The organism is Shewanella nanhaiensis (assembly GCF_019457885.1).
Classification (GTDB): Bacteria; Pseudomonadota; Gammaproteobacteria; order Enterobacterales; family Shewanellaceae; genus Shewanella; species Shewanella nanhaiensis.
The window spans coordinates 56,019-75,964 of sequence record NZ_JAHZST010000006.1 but is presented as its reverse complement, the minus strand read 5'-3'; the positions used below and the strand labels follow the sequence as shown (position 1 = coordinate 75,964).

Annotated in this window: 12 protein-coding genes; 3 read left to right on the top strand and 9 right to left on the bottom strand. The window is 44.2% G+C overall.

The genetic code is table 11. From position 1 onward, the window contains the following. Positions 1 to 81: 81 nt before the first annotated feature. Complete coding sequence (locus K0625_RS10225) at positions 82 to 423, bottom strand: hypothetical protein (protein ID WP_220109598.1); 342 nt, start codon at positions 421 to 423, stop codon at positions 82 to 84. Between the two features lie 12 nt (positions 424 to 435). Beyond that, positions 436 to 1,017 (bottom strand): hypothetical protein, encoded by a 582-nt coding sequence (locus tag K0625_RS10220; RefSeq protein WP_220109597.1) that lies wholly within the window; start codon positions 1,015 to 1,017, stop codon positions 436 to 438. 415 nt (positions 1,018 to 1,432) lie between these two features. Between K0625_RS10220 and K0625_RS10215 the strand changes: the two genes are divergently transcribed. After that, positions 1,433 to 3,121, top strand: coding sequence for an NAD(P)H-dependent oxidoreductase subunit E (locus K0625_RS10215; protein ID WP_220109596.1), 1,689 nt, complete (start codon positions 1,433 to 1,435; stop codon positions 3,119 to 3,121). Positions 3,122 to 3,125: 4 nt separating this feature from the next. Further along, a complete protein-coding gene (fdhF, locus tag K0625_RS10210; protein WP_220109595.1) occupies positions 3,126 to 5,900 on the top strand; it encodes a formate dehydrogenase subunit alpha in 2,775 nt (924 codons plus the stop codon). Here fdhF and K0625_RS10205 read toward each other — a convergent pair. The 3 genes from K0625_RS10205 to K0625_RS10195 form a co-directional block, all read right to left on the bottom strand. Beyond that, positions 5,897 to 6,124, bottom strand: coding sequence for a hypothetical protein (locus K0625_RS10205; RefSeq protein WP_220109762.1), 228 nt, complete (start codon positions 6,122 to 6,124; stop codon positions 5,897 to 5,899). The two genes, fdhF and K0625_RS10205, sit on opposite strands and share 4 nt — an antisense overlap. Positions 6,125 to 6,262: 138 nt before the next feature. Further along, complete coding sequence (locus K0625_RS10200; protein WP_220109594.1) at positions 6,263 to 8,449, bottom strand: OsmC domain/YcaO domain-containing protein; 2,187 nt, start codon at positions 8,447 to 8,449, stop codon at positions 6,263 to 6,265. 1,625 nt (positions 8,450 to 10,074) lie between these two features. After that, a complete protein-coding gene (locus K0625_RS10195; RefSeq protein WP_220109593.1) occupies positions 10,075 to 10,464 on the bottom strand; it encodes a ribosome recycling factor family protein in 390 nt (129 codons plus the stop codon). A gap of 320 nt (positions 10,465 to 10,784) precedes the next feature. On the opposite strand from K0625_RS10195, the gene K0625_RS10190 reads away from it, so the two are divergent. Then, on the top strand, positions 10,785 to 12,320 hold the full coding sequence (locus K0625_RS10190; protein ID WP_220109592.1) for a tryptophan halogenase family protein: 1,536 nt from the start codon (positions 10,785 to 10,787) through the stop codon (positions 12,318 to 12,320). Between the two features lie 6 nt (positions 12,321 to 12,326). Here K0625_RS10190 and K0625_RS10185 read toward each other — a convergent pair whose 3' ends face one another. The 4 genes from K0625_RS10185 to K0625_RS10170 form a co-directional block, all read right to left on the bottom strand. After that, positions 12,327 to 13,835, bottom strand: coding sequence for a tryptophan halogenase family protein (locus K0625_RS10185; protein ID WP_220109591.1), 1,509 nt, complete (start codon positions 13,833 to 13,835; stop codon positions 12,327 to 12,329). A gap of 36 nt (positions 13,836 to 13,871) precedes the next feature. Further along, a complete protein-coding gene (locus K0625_RS10180; RefSeq protein WP_220109590.1) occupies positions 13,872 to 15,389 on the bottom strand; it encodes a tryptophan halogenase family protein in 1,518 nt (505 codons plus the stop codon). Positions 15,390 to 15,514: 125 nt separating this feature from the next. Continuing rightward, positions 15,515 to 18,526, bottom strand: a complete 3,012-nt coding sequence (locus K0625_RS10175; RefSeq protein ID WP_232847026.1) for a TonB-dependent receptor — start codon at positions 18,524 to 18,526, stop codon at positions 15,515 to 15,517. Between the two features lie 483 nt (positions 18,527 to 19,009). Next, positions 19,010 to 19,846, bottom strand: a complete 837-nt coding sequence (locus K0625_RS10170; protein WP_232847025.1) for an SMP-30/gluconolactonase/LRE family protein — start codon at positions 19,844 to 19,846, stop codon at positions 19,010 to 19,012. Between the last annotated feature and the right edge of the window lie 100 nt (positions 19,847 to 19,946).

Below are 19,946 nucleotides of genomic sequence, written 5' to 3'. Positions count from 1 at the left end.
ATAGAACTTATATAAGTAAAAATGGAGTCAAATCTATGACTCCATTTTTATACTTAAGTACATCATAGCATTGATATAAAATTAAAATATTTCCCAACCTAAAGCTTTATTTCCAGCAGCTCTAAAAATATCAATAACAGCGTTAATTATATCTTCGGCTGTTTTTAGAGTTATAATAGCCAACGATCTAAGGCGAACCCTAGCTACCATTTTTTGATCTTCCATAAAAATCTTTGCATCATACTCATCAAAATCACCAGATAGCTTTTTCTTAGCGACATACTTCAGATCAACTAGCATACTATCACCGATGTTCTTTACGATATCTTTAACTTCAGACCAATTACCTACACTAACGCCCTTCGCAGCATCCAGTGCCTCTTTTACAACATTTCCAATATCAACCCCATTAATTTTTGCCATAATAATTATTCCTTAATTAACTTTAACGTCCTTTTTAAAAGATTCGACTCTCTGCAATAGGATAACCATATTTGTAAAAGACATTTGCCTGCTTTCCCATGTAGAACTTTTTAAAATCTGATTAGGTGCGTCGATATGTTGAGTTTCCCAGTGAACAACTAGACACTTTAAATCTAGATAGTTTTGAACGGTAAGTGTTACCTGCCCCTCAATCATTGCATTTGAGCCTTCACAATTTGAAGGGAAAGAGCTAGAAATAAAGTCCTCTATTTTCTTATGTATAGTGCCAGCAACACTGTCTACTTGATAACTATTAACTACTGCTCTAATAATTAATGCATTGGCATCAATTTTAAACTTACTATACATATTTTTAAAATGAGAAATATGTCCACTACTTGAGCTAGGGGATTGCCCATCAGCTAAATTTCTTGTTTTTGGCGAAGCTATACGAGCCTTCTCAATCTCTTGTGAAACCTGTTTATAATAGGCTTCTGTACCATCTAAAAGCTTCTCATCATAGGGTTGAACAAGTGTCACAGTACATGCCTGAAGCATGAAACACACTGATACTATAAATATACGATTAAACATTTATATCTCCTTTCAATAAAAGCACCACTTCCATTAGTGCGCATTTTTCACACAAACAACCTAACGAGCTTTGAATAAAATAGCAATACAAGGTTCAAAAGAACTAACTACACTTTTAAAATCATTAAAAGTCTTAAAGAAGAGGGCTCTATACTCCTAAACTAGCCCTTACTATCACAATAAAAGTCATTATATTAGATAAAATAACGATATATATTGGGATAACAGGACAATGCTTGGCTGTGTGAGTGCAAAGCCCATCATGATCTTGGGCTTATCTCAGCCAGTATATAAATATAATCTATCGATAAATATATTTAATCTGATGATAAAAATAACCTAGCCTACAAACACTTGCTATCACTGCAAAAGGAGTTATGTTAAATAAAATAACTAGATGTTTTGAGATGATGAGATGGCAGAGATACGGGACGCTGGAATTTGGAAGTCAGCAAAGGGCAAAGGGCGTGCAACACCTAAGGGACGCCAGTTGTCTGAGGAGGCACTCAATGAAGTTCAACAGCTTATAAAAGATATGTCACTCAGGCGTGATCTACTGATTGAGTATCTTCACAGAATTCAGGACACATTTGGCCACCTTAGTGCACCGCACATTAAAGCTCTCGCAGACCATCTTAATATTGGCGAGGCTGAGGTCTATGAAGTTGCCAGTTTCTACGCCCACTTCGATCTAATAAAAGAGGGACAAACACCTCCACCAGCCATCACTTTGCGAGTGTGTAATAGCCTCTCCTGTAAAATGGCTGGAGCTGATGAGTTAGCCGACGAGTTAAACAAGACCTTGGACAATCAAGAGGTTCGCGTGTTGCGTGCTCCCTGTATGGGTCGCTGCAATACCGCACCCACCGTAGCCCTTGGTAAAAACCATATCGATCACGCCACATCCAATAAGCTTCAACAGGCTATTTCATCAAAAGCCTTCACAGCCCCTATTCCTAGCTATCAATCCCTTACTGATTACCTCGCAGGGGGCGGGTATCAGTTCTACGAGCAGATGAAAGTCGGCACTTTAGACCCCATTAATGTCGAGAATAAGGTGTTCTCAGCAGGCCTCAGAGGCATGGGCGGTGCAGGTTTTCCTTCGGGTAAGAAATGGAGTTTTGTGCGCGCGGAATCGGGTCCTAGATACATGGCCGTTAACGGTGATGAGGGGGAGCCCGGTACTTTTAAAGATAGGTATTACCTAGAGACTCAGCCTCACCTCTTTTTGGAGGGGATGCTGATCGCAGCACAAGCCGTTGAGGCTGAGCATATCTACCTCTATCTTCGTGATGAGTATCCTGCTGCGCTAACTATCCTCAAACGTGAAATTACCGAACTGGAATCAGCCAATATCGTCCCTATTGGTTATATCGAACTTCGCCGAGGTGCAGGTGCCTATATCTGCGGTGAAGAGAGTGCCATGATTGAGTCCATCGAAGGCAAACGTGGATTACCTAGACATCGTCCGCCGTTTGTGGCTCAAAAGGGAATTTTTAACCAACCCACCTTAGTTCATAATATAGAGACTCTCTACTGGGTCGCTAGGATCTGCCGCGAAGGTGGCGAGATACTGACCTCTGTCAGCAAAAATGGCCGCACTGGACTGCGCAGTTATTCGGTCTCTGGCAGAGTCAACAACCCCGGAGTTTATCTTCTACCAGCTGGCTCGACCATTACCGATGTTATTGAGGCGGCTGGCGGCATGACCCAAGGTCATCAGCTGAAAGCTTATCAACCTGGCGGCCCCTCCTCTGGCATTTTGCCCGCCAGTTTATCCGATGTGCCACTGGACTTTGATACCCTGCAACCCCACGGTTCACTCATAGGATCCGCTGCGGTATTGGTGTTATCGGATAAAGACAGCATCCGCGATGCCGCCCTTAATATGATGGAGTTTTTCGATCATGAAAATTGTGGTCAATGTACGCCTTGTCGAGTGGGGTGTGAAAAAGCGGTCAAGTTAATGCGTGAGGATAGATGGGATACCAGCTTATTATCAGAGCTTAGCAGTGTCATGGAGGACGCCTCCATCTGTGGTTTAGGTCAAGCAGCGCCAAACCCCATCCGTCTAACCATCAAACATTTTCCCGATGAGGTGTAACACCATGGATATTAAACTGCACACCATCGCCTTTACCTTAGACGGCAGTAAAGTCACCGCAAGTCCTGATGAAACACTATGGCAAATCGCCAAACGCCAAGGAAACAAGCTACCTCACCTCTGCTTTACTGACAGTTCAGGTTATCGACCCGACGGTAACTGCCGCGCCTGCATGGTTGAAATAGAGGGAGAGCGAGTGCTTGCTGCCTCCTGTCTACGTAAGCCCACTCAAGGCATGGTGGTGCATAGTCAAAGCGCTCGAGCAACACGCTCTCGAAAAATGGTGATGGAGTTACTGTTAACCGATCAACCAAAGCAGATCAGTGACAGTGGCTCCCATCTTACCCAGATGGCGCTGTTACAAGATATTGATGCTAGTCGTTTCCCAAAAATAGAGCCAAAACGAGTCCCCCTAACCGACGACAGCCATGTCGCCATGAGTGTTAACCTTGATGCGTGCATCCAGTGTAACTTGTGCGTACGAGCATGTCGGGAGGTGCAAGTTAACGATGTTATCGGCATGGCCAATCGAGGCCGAGATAGTGCCATCATCTTCGATCAAAGTGATAAGATGGCAGAGTCTAGCTGCGTTGCTTGTGGTGAGTGTGTACAGGTATGTCCAACCGATGCCCTAATGCCTGCATCTATTGCTAACAATACGGACATTACCTGTGAGGAATCAATCGATAAAGCGGTCTCATCTGTCTGTCCATTTTGTGGTGTTGGCTGTCAGATATCTTTGAAGGTAAAAGATAATAAGGTTCAGTATGTTGACGGATTAGATGGTCCAGCTAATGAGTCTCGCCTATGTGTTAAAGGACGCTTTGGTTACGATTATATCCACCATGCTCATCGACTGACTAAGCCGCTTATTAGACTCAAAGATGCCCCTAAAGGCTTAAATGTTGACCCTGCTAATCCGTTAAGCCATTTTAGAGAAGCAAGTTGGCAAGAGGCGATAGAGGTCGCAGCCAAGGGGCTGTCAACACTTAAACAAAATCATGGCGGTGAGAGTGTGGCGGGATTTGGCTCAGCCAAGTGCACCAATGAAGAAGCTTACCTATTCCAGAAATTAATTCGCCAAGGTTTTGGCCATAACAATGTCGATCACTGCACTCGTCTGTGTCATGCATCTTCTGTGGCGGCTCTAATTGAGAATATTGGCTCAGGGGCCGTGACAGCCTCATTCAACGAGATAGAGCACGCCGATGTTGCCATCGTAATAGGGTGTAACCCCACAGAAAATCATCCAGTCGCAGCCACTTACTTTAAACAGTTTGTGCGCCGAGGCGGCAAGTTAATCGTGATGGATCCTCGCGGCACAGCCATGAAGCGTTTCGCCACTCATATGCTGCAGTTTAGACCCGGCACCGATGTAGCCCTACTTAACGCCATCATGCATATCATTGTTGATGAGGGGCTGCAAAACCAAACCTATATCGATGAGCATACGGAAAACTGGCAAGCTCAGAAAGACCACCTTGTTGGCTTCTCGCCCGAAAAGATGGCACCTTTGTGCGGCATAGATGCACAGACACTTCGTCAGGTCGCGCGCACCTTCGCTAAAGGCAAAGCGGGCATGATCTTCTGGGGCATGGGGGTCAGTCAACATATTCACGGTACCGATAACTCTCGCTGCCTCATCTCACTCGCCCTTATGTGTGGCCATGTGGGTCGTAGCGGCAGTGGCTTGCATCCTCTCAGGGGGCAAAACAATGTCCAAGGCGCATCAGATGCTGGCCTTATTCCCATGTTTCTCCCTGACTATCAAACTGTGAAAGATAACAATATCCGCGCACACTTTGATGAGATCTGGCAAGAGGAGAGTGGCGCGATAGCAGTATCTGCAACCCCTGGACTCACAGTGGTGGAGATTATCGATGCCATCCATAAGGATAAGATCCGCGGCATGTACATTCTCGGTGAAAACCCTGCGATGTCAGATCCCGATGTTAGCCACGCACGCAAGGCATTAGCTAAACTGAAACACTTAATCGTTCAGGATATCTTCTTAACCGAAACCGCAAGCTTCGCAGACGTTATCTTCCCAGCTGCCGCCTTTGCCGAAAAAGATGGCACAGTGACCAATACGAACAGGCAGGTACAGATGGGGCGAAAAGCTTTAGATGCGCCGGGAGAAGCCAAGCAAGATTGGGCGATACTGATTGAGCTTGCCAACGCCCTAGGGCTTAACTGGCAATATCCTTCACCCCGTGAGATCTTCAATGAGATGAAGTTGGGTATGAGCTCATTAGACAATATTAGTTGGGAAAGGTTATCAAGTGAGAACGCAGTCACTTACCCCTGCTATGGTGAAAACCAACCCGGTGAAGCCATTGTATTTGGTGATAGTTTTCCCCGCCAGAGTGGCCGAGCAAAGTTTACTCCCGCCAGTGTTATCGCCCCCGACGAGCTGCCGGATAAGGAGTACCCTTTGATTATGACCACAGGCCGTCAATTGGAGCATTGGCATACGGGCAGTATGACACGTCGCTCCAAAGTCTTAGATGCAGTAGAACCTGAGGCTAACTGTTCACTTCATCCTAAGACACTTAGGCGCTTAGGAATCTCGCCAGGTGGCATGATCCGTCTGCTCTCTCGCCGTGGCGAGATAGAGCTGCTCGCTCGCGCCGATAGAGCCGTTGCCGAAGATATGGTATTTGTTCCCTTCGCTTATGTGGAAGCGGCGGCAAATCTGCTGACCAATCCAGCACTGGATCCCGTAGGAAAAATTCCAGAGTTTAAGTTTGCAGCCGTACGTGGAGAAGCGGTTAATTAGCTTTTCTCAGACTCTCGCTTAACGAGAATAAAGGTTAGATACATTTTTGTAGGAAGAGAGAGCGCCATACCAAAAGCCACACAAACGGCACTAATGATGATTCCTTTAACCCCCATAGCTTCGATGGTCTCATTGAAGTTATGGAAATAGACTCCAAGTAGGATTAAGCAGATACCAACCGCGATACAGCACTTTAGGATCAGAATTAGCTTGTTATCAGTCATCATAAGCGCCTCAATCAGCAGTATCGTATTTGACTAATATAATGAGACCTAATCGGAAATACTACCTTGATTGAGATCAAGGCTTTAGCCACAAAAAAGCGAACCATAAGGTTCGCTTTTTGCTCTAGAACAAGTCGATTATTCTGCGGCGCTCTTTGCTCGCGCGCTATGCAGCTTCTTGTAGCTTTCAATCAGTCTCAGATGTGGCTCAATCCCCTCTAACGCCATACTGGTCTTGGTCAAGCCATAAAAACGAACATCACCATTAACCGAGCAAACCACATTTTGCATCACATCGATACCAAACATACGGTTAAAGTTGTGGATGAAGTGCTCAAGCTCAAGGGATTCATCTAAAGTCACTTCCAGCACAGCATTCACCGCTTGATAGAACAGGCCACGCTCAACCGTATTATCGTTAAACTGCAGGAAGTCACCAACTAACTCTATCGCCTCCTCGTGAGCACCAAGTGCTAGATAGATAAGGATTTTAAGCTCAATAATGGTGAGCTGACCCCAAACGGTATTCTCATCGAACACGATACCTATCATGGTACGAATATCGGTGTAGTTATCCTGCTGACTCTCCTCTAAACGATTGACCAGATCCACCAGCTCATCATCAGACAGGGAGTGTAGATTTAAGATATCTTCACGGTATTCAAGCGACTTATTGGTGTTATCCCAAATCAGATCATCGACTGGATAGACCTCTGAAAAATCAGGCACTAGCATACGGCATGCCGACGCACCTAAGTCGTTAAACTCAGCGGTGTATACCTCTTTACCTAAGTCAGCAAGAATACCAAACAGGCTATCAGCTTCCTCTTGGTTAGTGCCTGAGAAATCCCACTCGCAGAACTCAAACTCAGCATTACTGCTAAAGAAGCGCCATGAGATCACGCCGGTTGAGTCGATAAAGTGCTCAACAAAATTTTCAGGCTCAGTCACGGCCATGCTGTTAAAAGTAGGCTTAGGTACATCATTTAGCCCTTCGAAGCTTCGGCCTTGCAGCAACTCAGTTAAGCTCCGCTCTAGTGCGACCTCAAGACTTGGATGGGCACCAAATGAGGCAAATACACCGCCAGTCTTTGGATTCATTAAGGTCACACACATCACAGGAAACTGACCACCTAGTGAGGCATCTTTAACGACAATAGGGAAGCCTTGCTCCTCTAGTCCCTTAATTCCAGCTAAGATACTTGGGTACTTCTCTAATACTGTTTGCGGCACGTCCGGCAAGACTATCTCTTGCTCGATGATCTGACGTTTAACGGCGCGCTCAAAGATCTCAGACAGACACTGGACTTGTGCTTCCTGCAGGTTATTACCCGCACTCATGCCATTACTTAAAAATAGGTTCTCTATTAGGTTTGATGGGAAGTACACTGTCTCACCATCTGAATGACGCGTATAGGGAATGGTACAGATCCCGCGGTCGATATTGCCCGAGTTGGTATCAATCAAGTTAGAGCCTGCAAGCTCACCATCTGGGTTATAAATCTCTAAACAATACTCATCTAACATACCCGCAGGCAGTGAATCATCGTCAGTTAACTCAAACCACTTCTCGTTCGGGTAATGAACAAATTCGCTATTGGCAATCTCTTCGCCAAAGAACTGATCATTATAGAAAAAGTTGCAGTTAAGACGCTCGATAAACTCACCTAACGCAGAGCAAAGTGCGCTCTCTTTGGTCGCCCCTTTACCATTGGTAAAACACATAGGTGATGCAGCATCACGAATATGCAGTGACCATACGTTGGGTACGATATTGCGCCATGAAGAGATCTCAATCTTCATTCCAAGATCGGCCAAGATGCCTGTCATATTGGAGATAGTCTCCTCAAGTGGCAGATCTTTACCTAAGATATAGGTGTTCGCGTCGCTATCACCTTGTCCCATGAGCATTGCATTGGCATCGGCATCTAAATTTTCAACAGTTTCAATCTTAAATTCAGGGCCTGTTTGTACCACTTTCTTAACGGTACAACGCTCAATGGAACGCAAAATCCCCTGGCGATCTTTCTCTGAAATATCCTCAGGTAACTCAACCTGAATTTGAAAAATCTGGTTATAGCGATCTTCAGGATCGACAATATTATTCTGTGACAATCTAATGTTTTCAGTCGGAATATCACGAGCCTTGCAGTACACCTTGATAAAATAGGCGGCACACAAGGCAGACGATGCTAAGAAGTAGTCGAAAGGACTCGGCGCCGAGCCGTCGCCCTTGTAGCGAATAGGCTGATCTGCCGTGACAGTAAAGTCATCGAACTTAGCTTCCAATCTCAGATTGTCGAGAAAATTAACTTTGATTTCCATTGAATAGATTTCCACTTATATAGCGAGTGTCACTCAGCCCTGAGGTCTTACGTGGCCCTTGAGCAAATGAACTTAATTGTGGGGAATTATCGGTGTTTTTGACTCATTAGTCTTGGGTTAATTACACATCCTGACTACAAAGGCCGATAAATTCAAAAAACAAGCCTGAATATCTCAGTTAAAAAGCTTACAAGCAGGTGGAAATAGCGAATCTAGATAACCAAATTAAGTAGCCAGCAAATAAAGCCGCCAATACAGCAGCTACAAGACTAACCACACTCAAAACACCAACCATGCTTGTTGTCAGCTCCATCACTTACTTCCTGGTAAACTTAATACTCTTATTTCTCCTTGCTATTCCCTCTAGAGAATTAGCTACAGAGTCCGTAACACCTCTAAAAACATTGGATCTTAACTCCTCCATAAAGTCATCAAAATCCTCTTTATGACCGCACTCTTTGCAAATCATAAACTTTTGATACTCATCAGTATGAACAGGCTGCACGCCACATACAGGGCACTTAGGTTGTAACGTTCCCTCTGAAATAAACATGCTCCTCCCTTGATAATACTTAATAACATTAGACACTTAATCAATGCTATCACGGTTAAATCCCCCCACTAATGAATTAAGATAAGCACTCAATGGTTGAAAGTGTAATGTTTTGATGGTTGTTTTTTGTGTGATATTATCAATGACTTACTAGCAATAACCTATCATACAACTTTTACGGACTACACACTGTGATAAAGCAGATAAAACAATTAACCTCAAAAGCACTTAAGCACCCTCTCATATCTGCCACTATCGGTGGGGCGATAGTCGTAATCGTTACCCCTCTCCTCTCAAGTATCAGCTACAAAGCCATCTTTGGTGCTATATACAATTTCATAACTAGCACCCTATCAAGTATTGCCGCTTGGTTTGCTCAAGATATAACAATGCAGCTATGGCTGCTGATACTAATAGGTCTAGCGCTACTAATAGCAATTCCTTTGGCTATGTTTTTTTATGAATCTAGGAATGAGCAAGCGTCCGAAACACCTCTAGATTACAATCGAGATTCTATCTTGGGAGTTAATTGGAAGTGGAACTGGAATAGAGGTTACGATGAAAAATTATACATACACAGCCTAACTCCATTATGTCCTGAGTGCAGTAACATTCTTAATTTTGAGTACGGAGACCAAGTTGTCACATGCTCAAATTTAGAATGTAGCTGGTGGTACAAAAACCCTACTCTTAAGGGTGGCGTAGCTTACAGCAAAAGAGTTAACAACTCCGACAGCTTAACTCGCTTAACTGAAAACGAAATAATACGCCATATGAATACAAGGCAGTTCAGTAATACCAATAAAGGCCAATTGAACTAATCATAGAGTGACCGCTTAGAGCCCCATAGGTGACCGCTTTTAGATAGTATGACTCAGGTAAGATTCTAGGGCTTGAATGGCAGTTTTTGTAAATGCTATGCTGGCGTTGCACTCGGGAGGGATTGACTAAGCGAGGTTCAGATGAACACTATAAGCCACTAAAAAGTAAAGAATTTTACCCAGAAAAACTCTCCACAGGAAATAGTTCTAGCAACTTCAAAGTGGCTGACAGTTTTGAATATCCGTTAATACTACCAAGCATCGCTGTTTAGTCGTGCAGTTCTCGCTTCTGCTAAGGTGCAATCTGTAATGTGCATTAACTCAGCCAAAGTAATATTGGGGTTAGCAGCGATCAAACGCGCCAGCTTTACCTCTAAAGGCTCCAATTTATCACTATGGCTGAGCAGTCCAGTATCAATCTTCTTAATAAGAAAGTTAAAACGACCATCTCCCTGCTTTTTCAACTCAGTAGAGAAGGATTGGATCTTAATAGCTTCGCCAATCACTTCCCAGTTGCGTGAACGACGCACACGCTTAAGCGCACAATTAGATTGTAATGCGATGGCTTGAGCGTTTTTAACCGCTTCACGGCCAATTCGATGAATAAGCGAGGGTAGCGGTAAGCTGATCTTTTCAATCATTAAAGCATTTCATTCATATGGATTGACGCAAATTAACTTCAACACCTCAGTTTACCTTTTATCGTACAACCAATGAACCTCTATCAATAATACCAATAACTCCCGTATATTCATTACTTTGATTAAGTAGCCGAACATGGCTCGAACAAAACTCAGGCGCAACAAACCAATGACAACGCTGTCAACTATTGATAACATCTACTGTATAACTAAGCGGTAGACAGTGTATTAAAGTCCCCTATTTACCTAAAAAGCACTGTCGTTTCAATCTATTGATAACGCTCCACCAATATCAAAATCAGCAGAGCAAGGATATTAAGATGACGAAACCAATCACACAGGTGATCATTGTCGGTGGTGGTACAGCCGGATGGATGTCGGCAGCGAGCTTAGGTAGATACGCACAGGGGAAAAACCTAACGATAACTGTGATTGAGTCATCTCAGCTTCCCACTGTTGGTGTAGGTGAAGCAACAATACCTAATATCGTAGAGTTCAATCACAGTATTGGTTTGGATGAGATAGAGTTTATCAAGGCAACGCAAGCCTCCTTCAAATTGGGCATAAAGTTTGAAAACTGGAGTCAGACTTCCCCCAGCTTTTTTCACCCTTTCTCCGATTATGGTTTACCGATCAACAAGGTTGATTTCCATCAATACGTCAATCGCTTAGCTCTAGAAAACCATAAGCTAGAAGGGCATAAGCTAGAAGGTCATAGTATTAAACTAGATGATTATAGCTTCTCAAGCATACTTGCTCAGCAGGGCAACTTTGCCCAACCTCACCCCAATCCCCCCTCTCCCCTTGCAGACTACTCCTATGCTTACCATTTTGACGCGGGGCTCTACGCCGAGCTGTTAAAATCACACTCCTTAAAGATGGGCGTCGAGCATGTAGATGCAACCATTGATCGAGTTAACCTGCAGCAAAATGGATTTATTAAGTCAGTGTCACTGCATGATGGTCGGGTGCTCGAAGCCGATCTCTTTATTGATTGCTCAGGTTTTAAAGCACTACTTATCGAGCAAGCGATGAAAACTGGTTTTGATGATTGGAGCGAATGGTTACTGTGTGATACCGCCTTAGCCGTGCAAACTCAATCAACAGTCTCACCCAACCCCTACACTCGCTCGATAGCTCATAATAGTGGTTGGCAGTGGCATATTCCGCTGCAGCACCGAACGGGAAATGGCTATATCTTCAGTAGCCAATTTGAAAATAAAAGCTCAGCGAAGCAAAACTTGCTCACCAGTTTAACTGGTGAGCCCATCTCTCAAATTAGGCAGTTTTCATTCACACCCGGAAGAAGAAAGCAGATCTGGAATAAAAACTGCTTTGCGGTAGGGCTTTCCAGCGGTTTTCTTGAGCCAATTGAATCGACCAGTATTTCGCTGATACAGAGTGCAATAGCTAAGCTATTGAGCTTTTTCCCTGATACTAGCTTTAATGAACATGATATCAATGAAGTAAACAGGTTACATAACAGTGAATTGGAGCATGTAAGAGACTTTATTATCCTGCACTACAAGCTAGCAAATGGAATAGACTCCCCATTTTGGCAATACTGCCAAGAGATGGCAGTGCCTGAAACCCTCTCTCATAAGATTGATGTCTACCGTAGCCAAGGACATATCATCCTACGTGAAAATGAGTCCTTCGAAGCGGCAAGCTGGCTGACCATGTATCACGCATTTGGTGTATTACCTAACCGCTACGACCCAAGAGTCGATGCCATCCCTTTAGAGACTGTTAAGCAAAACCTAGCACAGATGAAACACTCAATAATCAATGCCGCGAGTCAATCTGTTAGCCATCAAACTTTTATTGATAGACACTGCAAAGCAGTGTCTCAATAGGCAAGTTTAAATTTTAGGGGCTGGGCAATAGGTGCGCAAAAACTCATCATGGCTTGGCTGAGTAGCTGCGCTGGTTTGGATTGCCGTTTTGCCACTATGTAAACTTTGCTTCAATTTGTGATAATCAATGGCATCCAATGTCGGATTATAGCCAATGGGCTCAACCCCCATACCATCGAAAACAGCATACCAACTTGTGGGCTGGAATAGCTCTTCAGTCCCAGGAATTAGTCCCCCATGAACCTTAAACAGCTCAAGCTTAGCTTTTAATTTCTCAGGGAGTGGCATCTGCTGACACCAGCGCCAAAAAGGAGTGTCATCCCTTTGTGTAGTGCAGTAATGCAACACCAAAAAGTCTCTGATCTCCTCATAATCTTGACGCACTCTGCGGTTAAACTCATCACTTAATTGAGTATCACATTCAGCCGTTGGAAACAGGCGTACAAATAGCGCCAAAGACTTAGAAACAAGATGGATGGCGGTGGACTCCAGAGGTTCAAGAAACCCTTGTGCTAGGCCTAAGGCTAAACAATTTTGACTCCACGCTTTATGGCGAACTCCTGTGGTAAAAGGGATAACTCTAGGCTCAGTAAGTGGCTCTCCCTCTATCGAACTGAGCAGAGTCTCTACCGCTTCCTCATCACTGCAATATTTGTCACAAAATACATAACCATTTCCGGTTCTGTGTTGTAGTGGAATTCGCCACGTCCACCCCGCAGCTCTGGCTGTCGCTATGGTGTATGGGGTGGTATCACCCATATTCTCAGTTTGAACCGTTACGGCCCTATTGCAGGGAAGAAATTCAGACCAATCTTCATAGCCAGTTTCTAACGCCTCCTCAATCAGCAAGCCCTTAAAACCACTACAATCGATAAAGAAATCTCCAGCGATCTCAACGCCGCTTTTTAGCGTCACACTCTCGATAAAACCTTTATCACTTTTGGACACAGACTCAACTAAGCCTTCAGTACGCTTTACTCCTGACTTTTCAGCAAATTTTCGTAAATACTTCCCAGCCAGAACCGCATCTAAATGCAGAGCAAATGTCGTAGAAGCCAGAGGGGTTCCTTGAGCTTCAAAGGGCAGAAAAAAACGCCCTTGTTCGGCAAGTACAGACTCCGGAGAGTGAGCCATTAAAGGGGTATCATCACCCTCAGATTTTGATTTTAGCCAGCACTGGAAAAAGTCATGGCCATCGATTGAGCGGCCAAGCGTACCAAAAGGGTGAAAATACCCCTGTCCAATAGTGTGCCAATCATCGAACTGTATACCTAGCTTGAAACTCGCTTGCGTGTGTTTAATAAAGTCGACCAGATCGATCCCTAAGCTCTCTAAAATCGTGAGCAAAGGGGGGATGGTTGCCTCCCCCACACCAATAACACCGATATCATCAGACTCGACTAACTCAATCTCAACCTCTGAATGACGAAAAATATTTCCTAGCGTAGCAGCCGCAATCCAACCGGCTGTTCCGCCACCAACGATAACAAATTTTTTAATAGATTCTTGGATCATCTGTTACTTATCCTCAATCTTGTATCTAAAATCAAGTTACATCCCATCAGCTGCAACTTGAGCGAGAAACTCAGCATGTGTCGGCGCCGACTCAACGGCGTTACCGATGCTGCTCTTCATAAAACTCAGGTGTTTTTTCAGGTAACCCAGCTCCATATTTAAGGCTTTGGGATTAAAACTCTCCGGCCTGAAATCAAAACCATCATAGATGGCAAGCCAACTGTCTTTACCAAAGATCTCCCAAGGGTAAGATTTGATACTACCGTCACGGCTAAAAGCCTGCATTTTCGATGCAAGTTCATCTGGAATAGCCATCTGCTGGCAGTAACGCCACATTGCAGAATCTGTTCTATGGGTGAGCTTGTAATGTAAAATGATAAAATCTCTTACTCGCTCATATTCAAGCGCTGTCACTTGATTAAAACGATCCCTTACCTGCTCCGTATAACTTGCATCTTTTACCGATAGCAGAATTTTCTCAATGGCGGTTTCAACCAAAGCGATACTCGTGCTCTCTAACGGCTCTAAGAAGCCTGAGGATAACCCCACAGCAATACAGTTTTTATTCCACGCTTTCTCGGCTCGGCCAGGGGTAAAACTAAACATTCTTGGTGCGTGCAGCATCTCCCCATCAAGCTGCGTTACCAGTGTAGAGGTTGCCTCATCATCTGAGATAAATTGACTTGAATAGACATGGCCATTGCCCGTTCTATGCTGCAGTGGGATCTTCCAAGTCCAACCCGACTCTTGTGCTTGAGAGATTGTACGTACAACAGGATTTTCTCGCGCCTGAGTTTGCACTGCCACTGCGCGATCACAAACAAGATAGTCACTCCAGTTTTGATAACCTGTTTTCAATGTCTCTTGTAACAGCAGCGACTTAAACCCAGAACAGTCAACAAATAGATCGCCTTCAACCTGCTCGCCACTGTCAAGTGTCACACTGGCGATATTGCCTGTACTTTGCGCGACATTAACCTTCTCAACCACATTATCTTTAAGCATCACACCATGGGAAAGTGCAAACTCTTTCATTAAATTAGCAAACAAGGCTGCATCGAAATGAAGCGCCCAATCAAAGATATCTAACTGACTGGATGGAGGAGTTGATGGCAGAACAAACTTATTATGAAGAGCAAGAGATGCCCCTAGGGAATACTCTGAAAGTAACTCAGCCTCGCCTGCTAGCCGAGCCCGATTCCAATAGTGATGAAAATCAACCTCCTTAGTCCCCTGACCAAACAGCCCAAACGGATGAATAAAGCGGCTACCTTTTTGCTTCCAATCCTTAAATTCAATGCCAAGTTTACAGGTGGCATTGGTTGCCTTTATCACATCAAAATCACTAAAACCCAATTTGTTGTAGAAACGCCTTAGGGTTGGAATTGTCGCCTCTCCTACACCAATAGTGCCTATTGTTGAGGACTCAACTAAGGTTAACTTTACTGGTTTACCCTTAAAGAAATGACTCAATGCTGCCGCAGTCATCCATCCAGAAGTGCCGCCTCCAACGATAACAATTGACCTTATCACCTGTTTTGAATTTTCCATCATTAGTACCACGCTGATGTGTTGTTATTATTTACTTGTAAAAAACCGGTATATCATTCATTTTACACAAAAAGGCACCGCATATGCGGCGCCTTTCATTATGTACATCAATCGATAACATTCATCGATTAGAACGTCATACGGGCACCCAGTGTCCAACGCGCTTCATAGACATTCTGGAACGCCTTCTGAGATGAGTTTTCTAGGTAAGTTTGCTGATACTCTTCAAGAATATTAGAACCATACACATAGAAGCTAAACATCTCATTCAGGTTGTAAGTTGCACTGAAATCAAGCTGTGAGTAAGTATCTTGATACAGAGTTTGTCCACCAACACCAGCACCACCAGTTGTGATCAAGCGTGGGCTAACCGAGTTCCAAGCTAGACGTGTAGAGAAATCCTCCTGCTCATACCAAAGTACAAAGTTGTAGGTATCTTCTGACATGCCAGGGAATGGTAGGTCACTACCATAGACATCTTTTGCAAGATCACTGTCTTGAGTACTGTCTGAGTAGGTATAGTTAGCATCTAGACCAAAGTTTGACAGTACTGGCACATCGATGAAATCATCAAAAGCCACACGAGCACCAAGCTCTAGCCCTTTAATGCTTCCGCCTTCAGCTTGTACTGGCGTAGAGAAAGGCCAAGGACCACGTTTAACACCATCATCATCTGGCTCATCGATCATCACAGTACCAGAACCAACAAAGCTCTCAATGTCGATGTTAAAGGCAGAGATGAACATCATAGAGGCATCGCCGTTATACCACTCAGCCGATACAGAGTAGTTCGTTGAACGCCAAGGGTCTAGATCTGGGCTACCCGCTAAGCTTCCCTCTACAACACGTAAACAACCACACTCTTCGTTAAATACCTTACCGACAGATTTACCGCCGCCAAGTGCACCTAGATTAAGCGGCATCATGTTTTTCGCGTAGGCAGCACGCAGAATCACATCATCAGTAACCGCTGCTGCAACGTTAATCGATGGTAATACATCGGTATAGTCACGCTCAGTAACCACATCTCCGATATCTGGATTCAAACCTGAATGGGGTAAACTAGGCCCAACTAAGTTCTGCTTAACATACTGCTCAGTTTCCACCACTTTCACACCGAAGTTACCGCTGAAGATCCCCTCTTCAAAGTTGGCCTGTAGGAAGTAGCTAAACTCATTTAGGTTAACATCATAGGTACGACCAGCATTTTCAACTCGCTGAACATTACCAAACACATCTTTTTGGAACTGACGTGGGTCACGGAAGTTCTCAGGATCTATCACCCAAACACCTGGAATACCTGTAACGTTACCAAAATCGGTCTGGTATGACACACTTGTATGCTCGTCAAGACGGGTCGGCGCAAGTAGTGTATAAGGTGTCCATTCACCGTCTACCATCTCACCAGCACCATCTACACCGACACACTCATCGCCATAGAATTGGTCAACGGCTTTCCACTGTGCAATATCACACCCACCACCAAATTCAGAGGTGTAGGTAAATTGGTCATGGTCGACCTTACGCTCTTCGTAACGAACACCAAAATCAACACTCGTGATAAAGGACATATCATCAAATGCGTAGTTCCATGCTGTACTAAAGGTGTTGATCTCACCGACATCATCGGTATTACCTTCAGAGGAGAATGCGCCAACATGGTAGGAGTCTAGGTCTGACATATAGTCACCCACAGAGCGCATCCCTTTACCGCCATTAACCATCTGGTTAAAACCGGAGAAGTGCGGGTGCTCACCGCGAGCATCATAGTTCAGCATAAACTGATCTTGAATACCTTGAGAGTATTGTGCGAAACATCCACCTTGGTCGCCCACAATCTCTTCGCCATTATTACAGTAACTTGCAGGTGCAAGGCCACCAGGACCAGTAACCAGTGTTCCTTGGTCAATGCTTAAGATATCACCTTCGCCATAAGCGTGACGCATTGAAGCTTCAGCTTTAGCGCGTGTCATACGCACGCCACCTGTGAGCGCACCGCCATTATCGTAATCGAGCTGCAAGTTGTAGTTCTGCGACTCCTCCTCATTGATATTGACCTGAGTAAACGACTGCATGCGATAGGACTTCATATCGAACGCATTAACACCGCGCCACTCATTGCCATCATCATCGGTAAAAGGAGTATCGTCGGTAAAACCATCACTTGGGAAGGCATAGTCATTAAATGACTGCCAGCGGTTATTTTGCGAGAAACCGCTACGGTTATTAAAGCGTTCCTGCTTGGAATAGAACGCATCAGCCGTTAAGGTGAAGCCTTCACCTAAGTCAGCTTGAACAGAAAGCTGGAACGCATCACGGTCACGCTCCTCCTGCTTATTAAATGCTGCAAAGCCTTGTGGCACAACATGGCGAATATCACCACTGTTAGGACCTGCGCCCCAAGTGTGGCTGTTATTTGCTGCACCGATACCACCATCTTCAGAGGTATCAAAATATCCATTATAATCTGTGGCTAGAGTCGCTTGCTGCTTTGCTGCAGAAAATAGCACACCAAATTTGTCATTATTGAAGCTAACAAGTCCATTGAAATTAGGATCTGTCTCTTCACTGATTGAACCTTGACTGGCTTCAGCTGCGGCATTAAAGGTCCAGCCTGTATCCATATCGAAAGGACGACGCGTTTTTAGATCTACAGAGCCTGAGATACCTTTAGCACTACGGCTAGCTTCAGCACTTTTAAATACTTCAAGACCAGAGAAAAGCTGTGCTGGAAGGTCGCCAAAGTTAGCGCCTGAAGTGTCGATGGTCGTCGCACTTAAGAAAACCTCACCATTCATTGTGGTGCCAACTTGAGGTAAACCACGAATGGCAATCGTACCGCCTTCACCAGCAGAGCGGGTGATCTGAACACCAGTAATACGTTGCAGTGAATCAGCAATGGTGACATCAGGTAGTTTACCGATATCTTCCGCTGTGATGCCATCAACTTGCGATGTGGCAAAACGTTTTTGGTTTATGCTGGCTTTAGAACTGGCTCGAATACCAGTAACTTCAATGATCTCAATATTATCATCAGCATTAGTCTCTTCGGCAGCAATCGCAAGCGAAGGTGAGCTACTGGTCAAAACAACGGCAATACTCGTTGCTAGAACGCTTTTCTTAAAATTAGTACGTCGCATTTCAAGTCCCTTAATATAATTTCTTATCGTTATGTTACTCATGCCCACTTCCTTGGCGGAAATGACAACGCTGTCATAAGTAGTTCAAATACTACACAATGCGCAACAAGATCTCTACATCTAATTAACCAAAAATAGGTGGGATGAGCGTAAGAAACGGATATTAAAAAGCCAAACACTAATGATAATCAAAATACACACAACATCTAAAAAATTGATTTAAATCAATTTTTATAACATTCAATGTGACTAGGTATTAAAATTGACCGAAAGGAAAATCGTTAGAATAGTATCGGTTTATGTGAGAATAGTACTTGTTGCAAAATTTAACATCATTAACAAGTGTAGTGATTGATGAGTAAGTTTACATCCAAAACTTATCCATTTTGCCACTCTAATCCCTATCTAGAGTGGCTTTGTCAGTCAAAAAATCTAGCTTATCGCAGCTTTGAAACCCAACAGTAGGAAGCGCAACGTAGAGAGTTACATAAAAGTTCTGCCAGCATATTTAACACGAACATGCTCTATAGCCCCACGTTTTTGCATCGTGATAAACAAGCTACGTCCATCCTCTCCACCAAATGCGACATTAGTCGGATGCTGGCCCTTGAGCCTGATCTCTTCAAGCAGTTCGCCACTCGCAGAAACTACAGCAACAACACCTGCGCCATAACGGGCAATATACAAATTGCCGTGGATATCGGTGCGCATTCCATCTAAGCCATGATCTGCAAACTCAATCAACAAACGCTTGTTACTGATCTCACCCTGCATATTTAGATCATACACCCAGACTTTTCGTTGAACACTTTCATTCGCATAGAGCCTTTTATTATCTGGACTCACTTCAACACCATTTGTAGTGCCCATGTCAGACTCTAACAGCTGAGTCACTCCGTCGGTGTCAATACGCCATAACTGACCAGAGCTATTCGACCAATTAGGATCACTGGCAAAAAGAATACCTGAATCCATCATTGCAATATCATTAGGCTGATTCATCTTTGGCTGATGGGAAAAAACGTAAGCGACCTCAGTGCCAGCATCCACTCTTAGAATGTTATGGCCCGCATAATCAGCAATATACATATTATCTTGTTTATCAAAGCGGATCCCATTACCCACTGAGCCTTCGGGTAAAGTCATAAAATGTGAAGCTTTGTACTGAGCCGTCACCTTGCCTATTGTCCCCTCTTTGGCAAAATTAACCGCAAATAGCTCCCCCTTGCTATTCACTGCAGGCCCCTCAACACCAGAAGTAAAAACCTGCTCCTTAACCCAATCTTCACTATGACGTTGATCCGCTAAGAGCGTGCTCATTGGACTCAGTAACAACAATGCTATGCAGCTTAAAAAACTGACACCTCTCATAAAATCCCCTTTACTATTCGATAATTAAAATATTGACCACAAATAGACA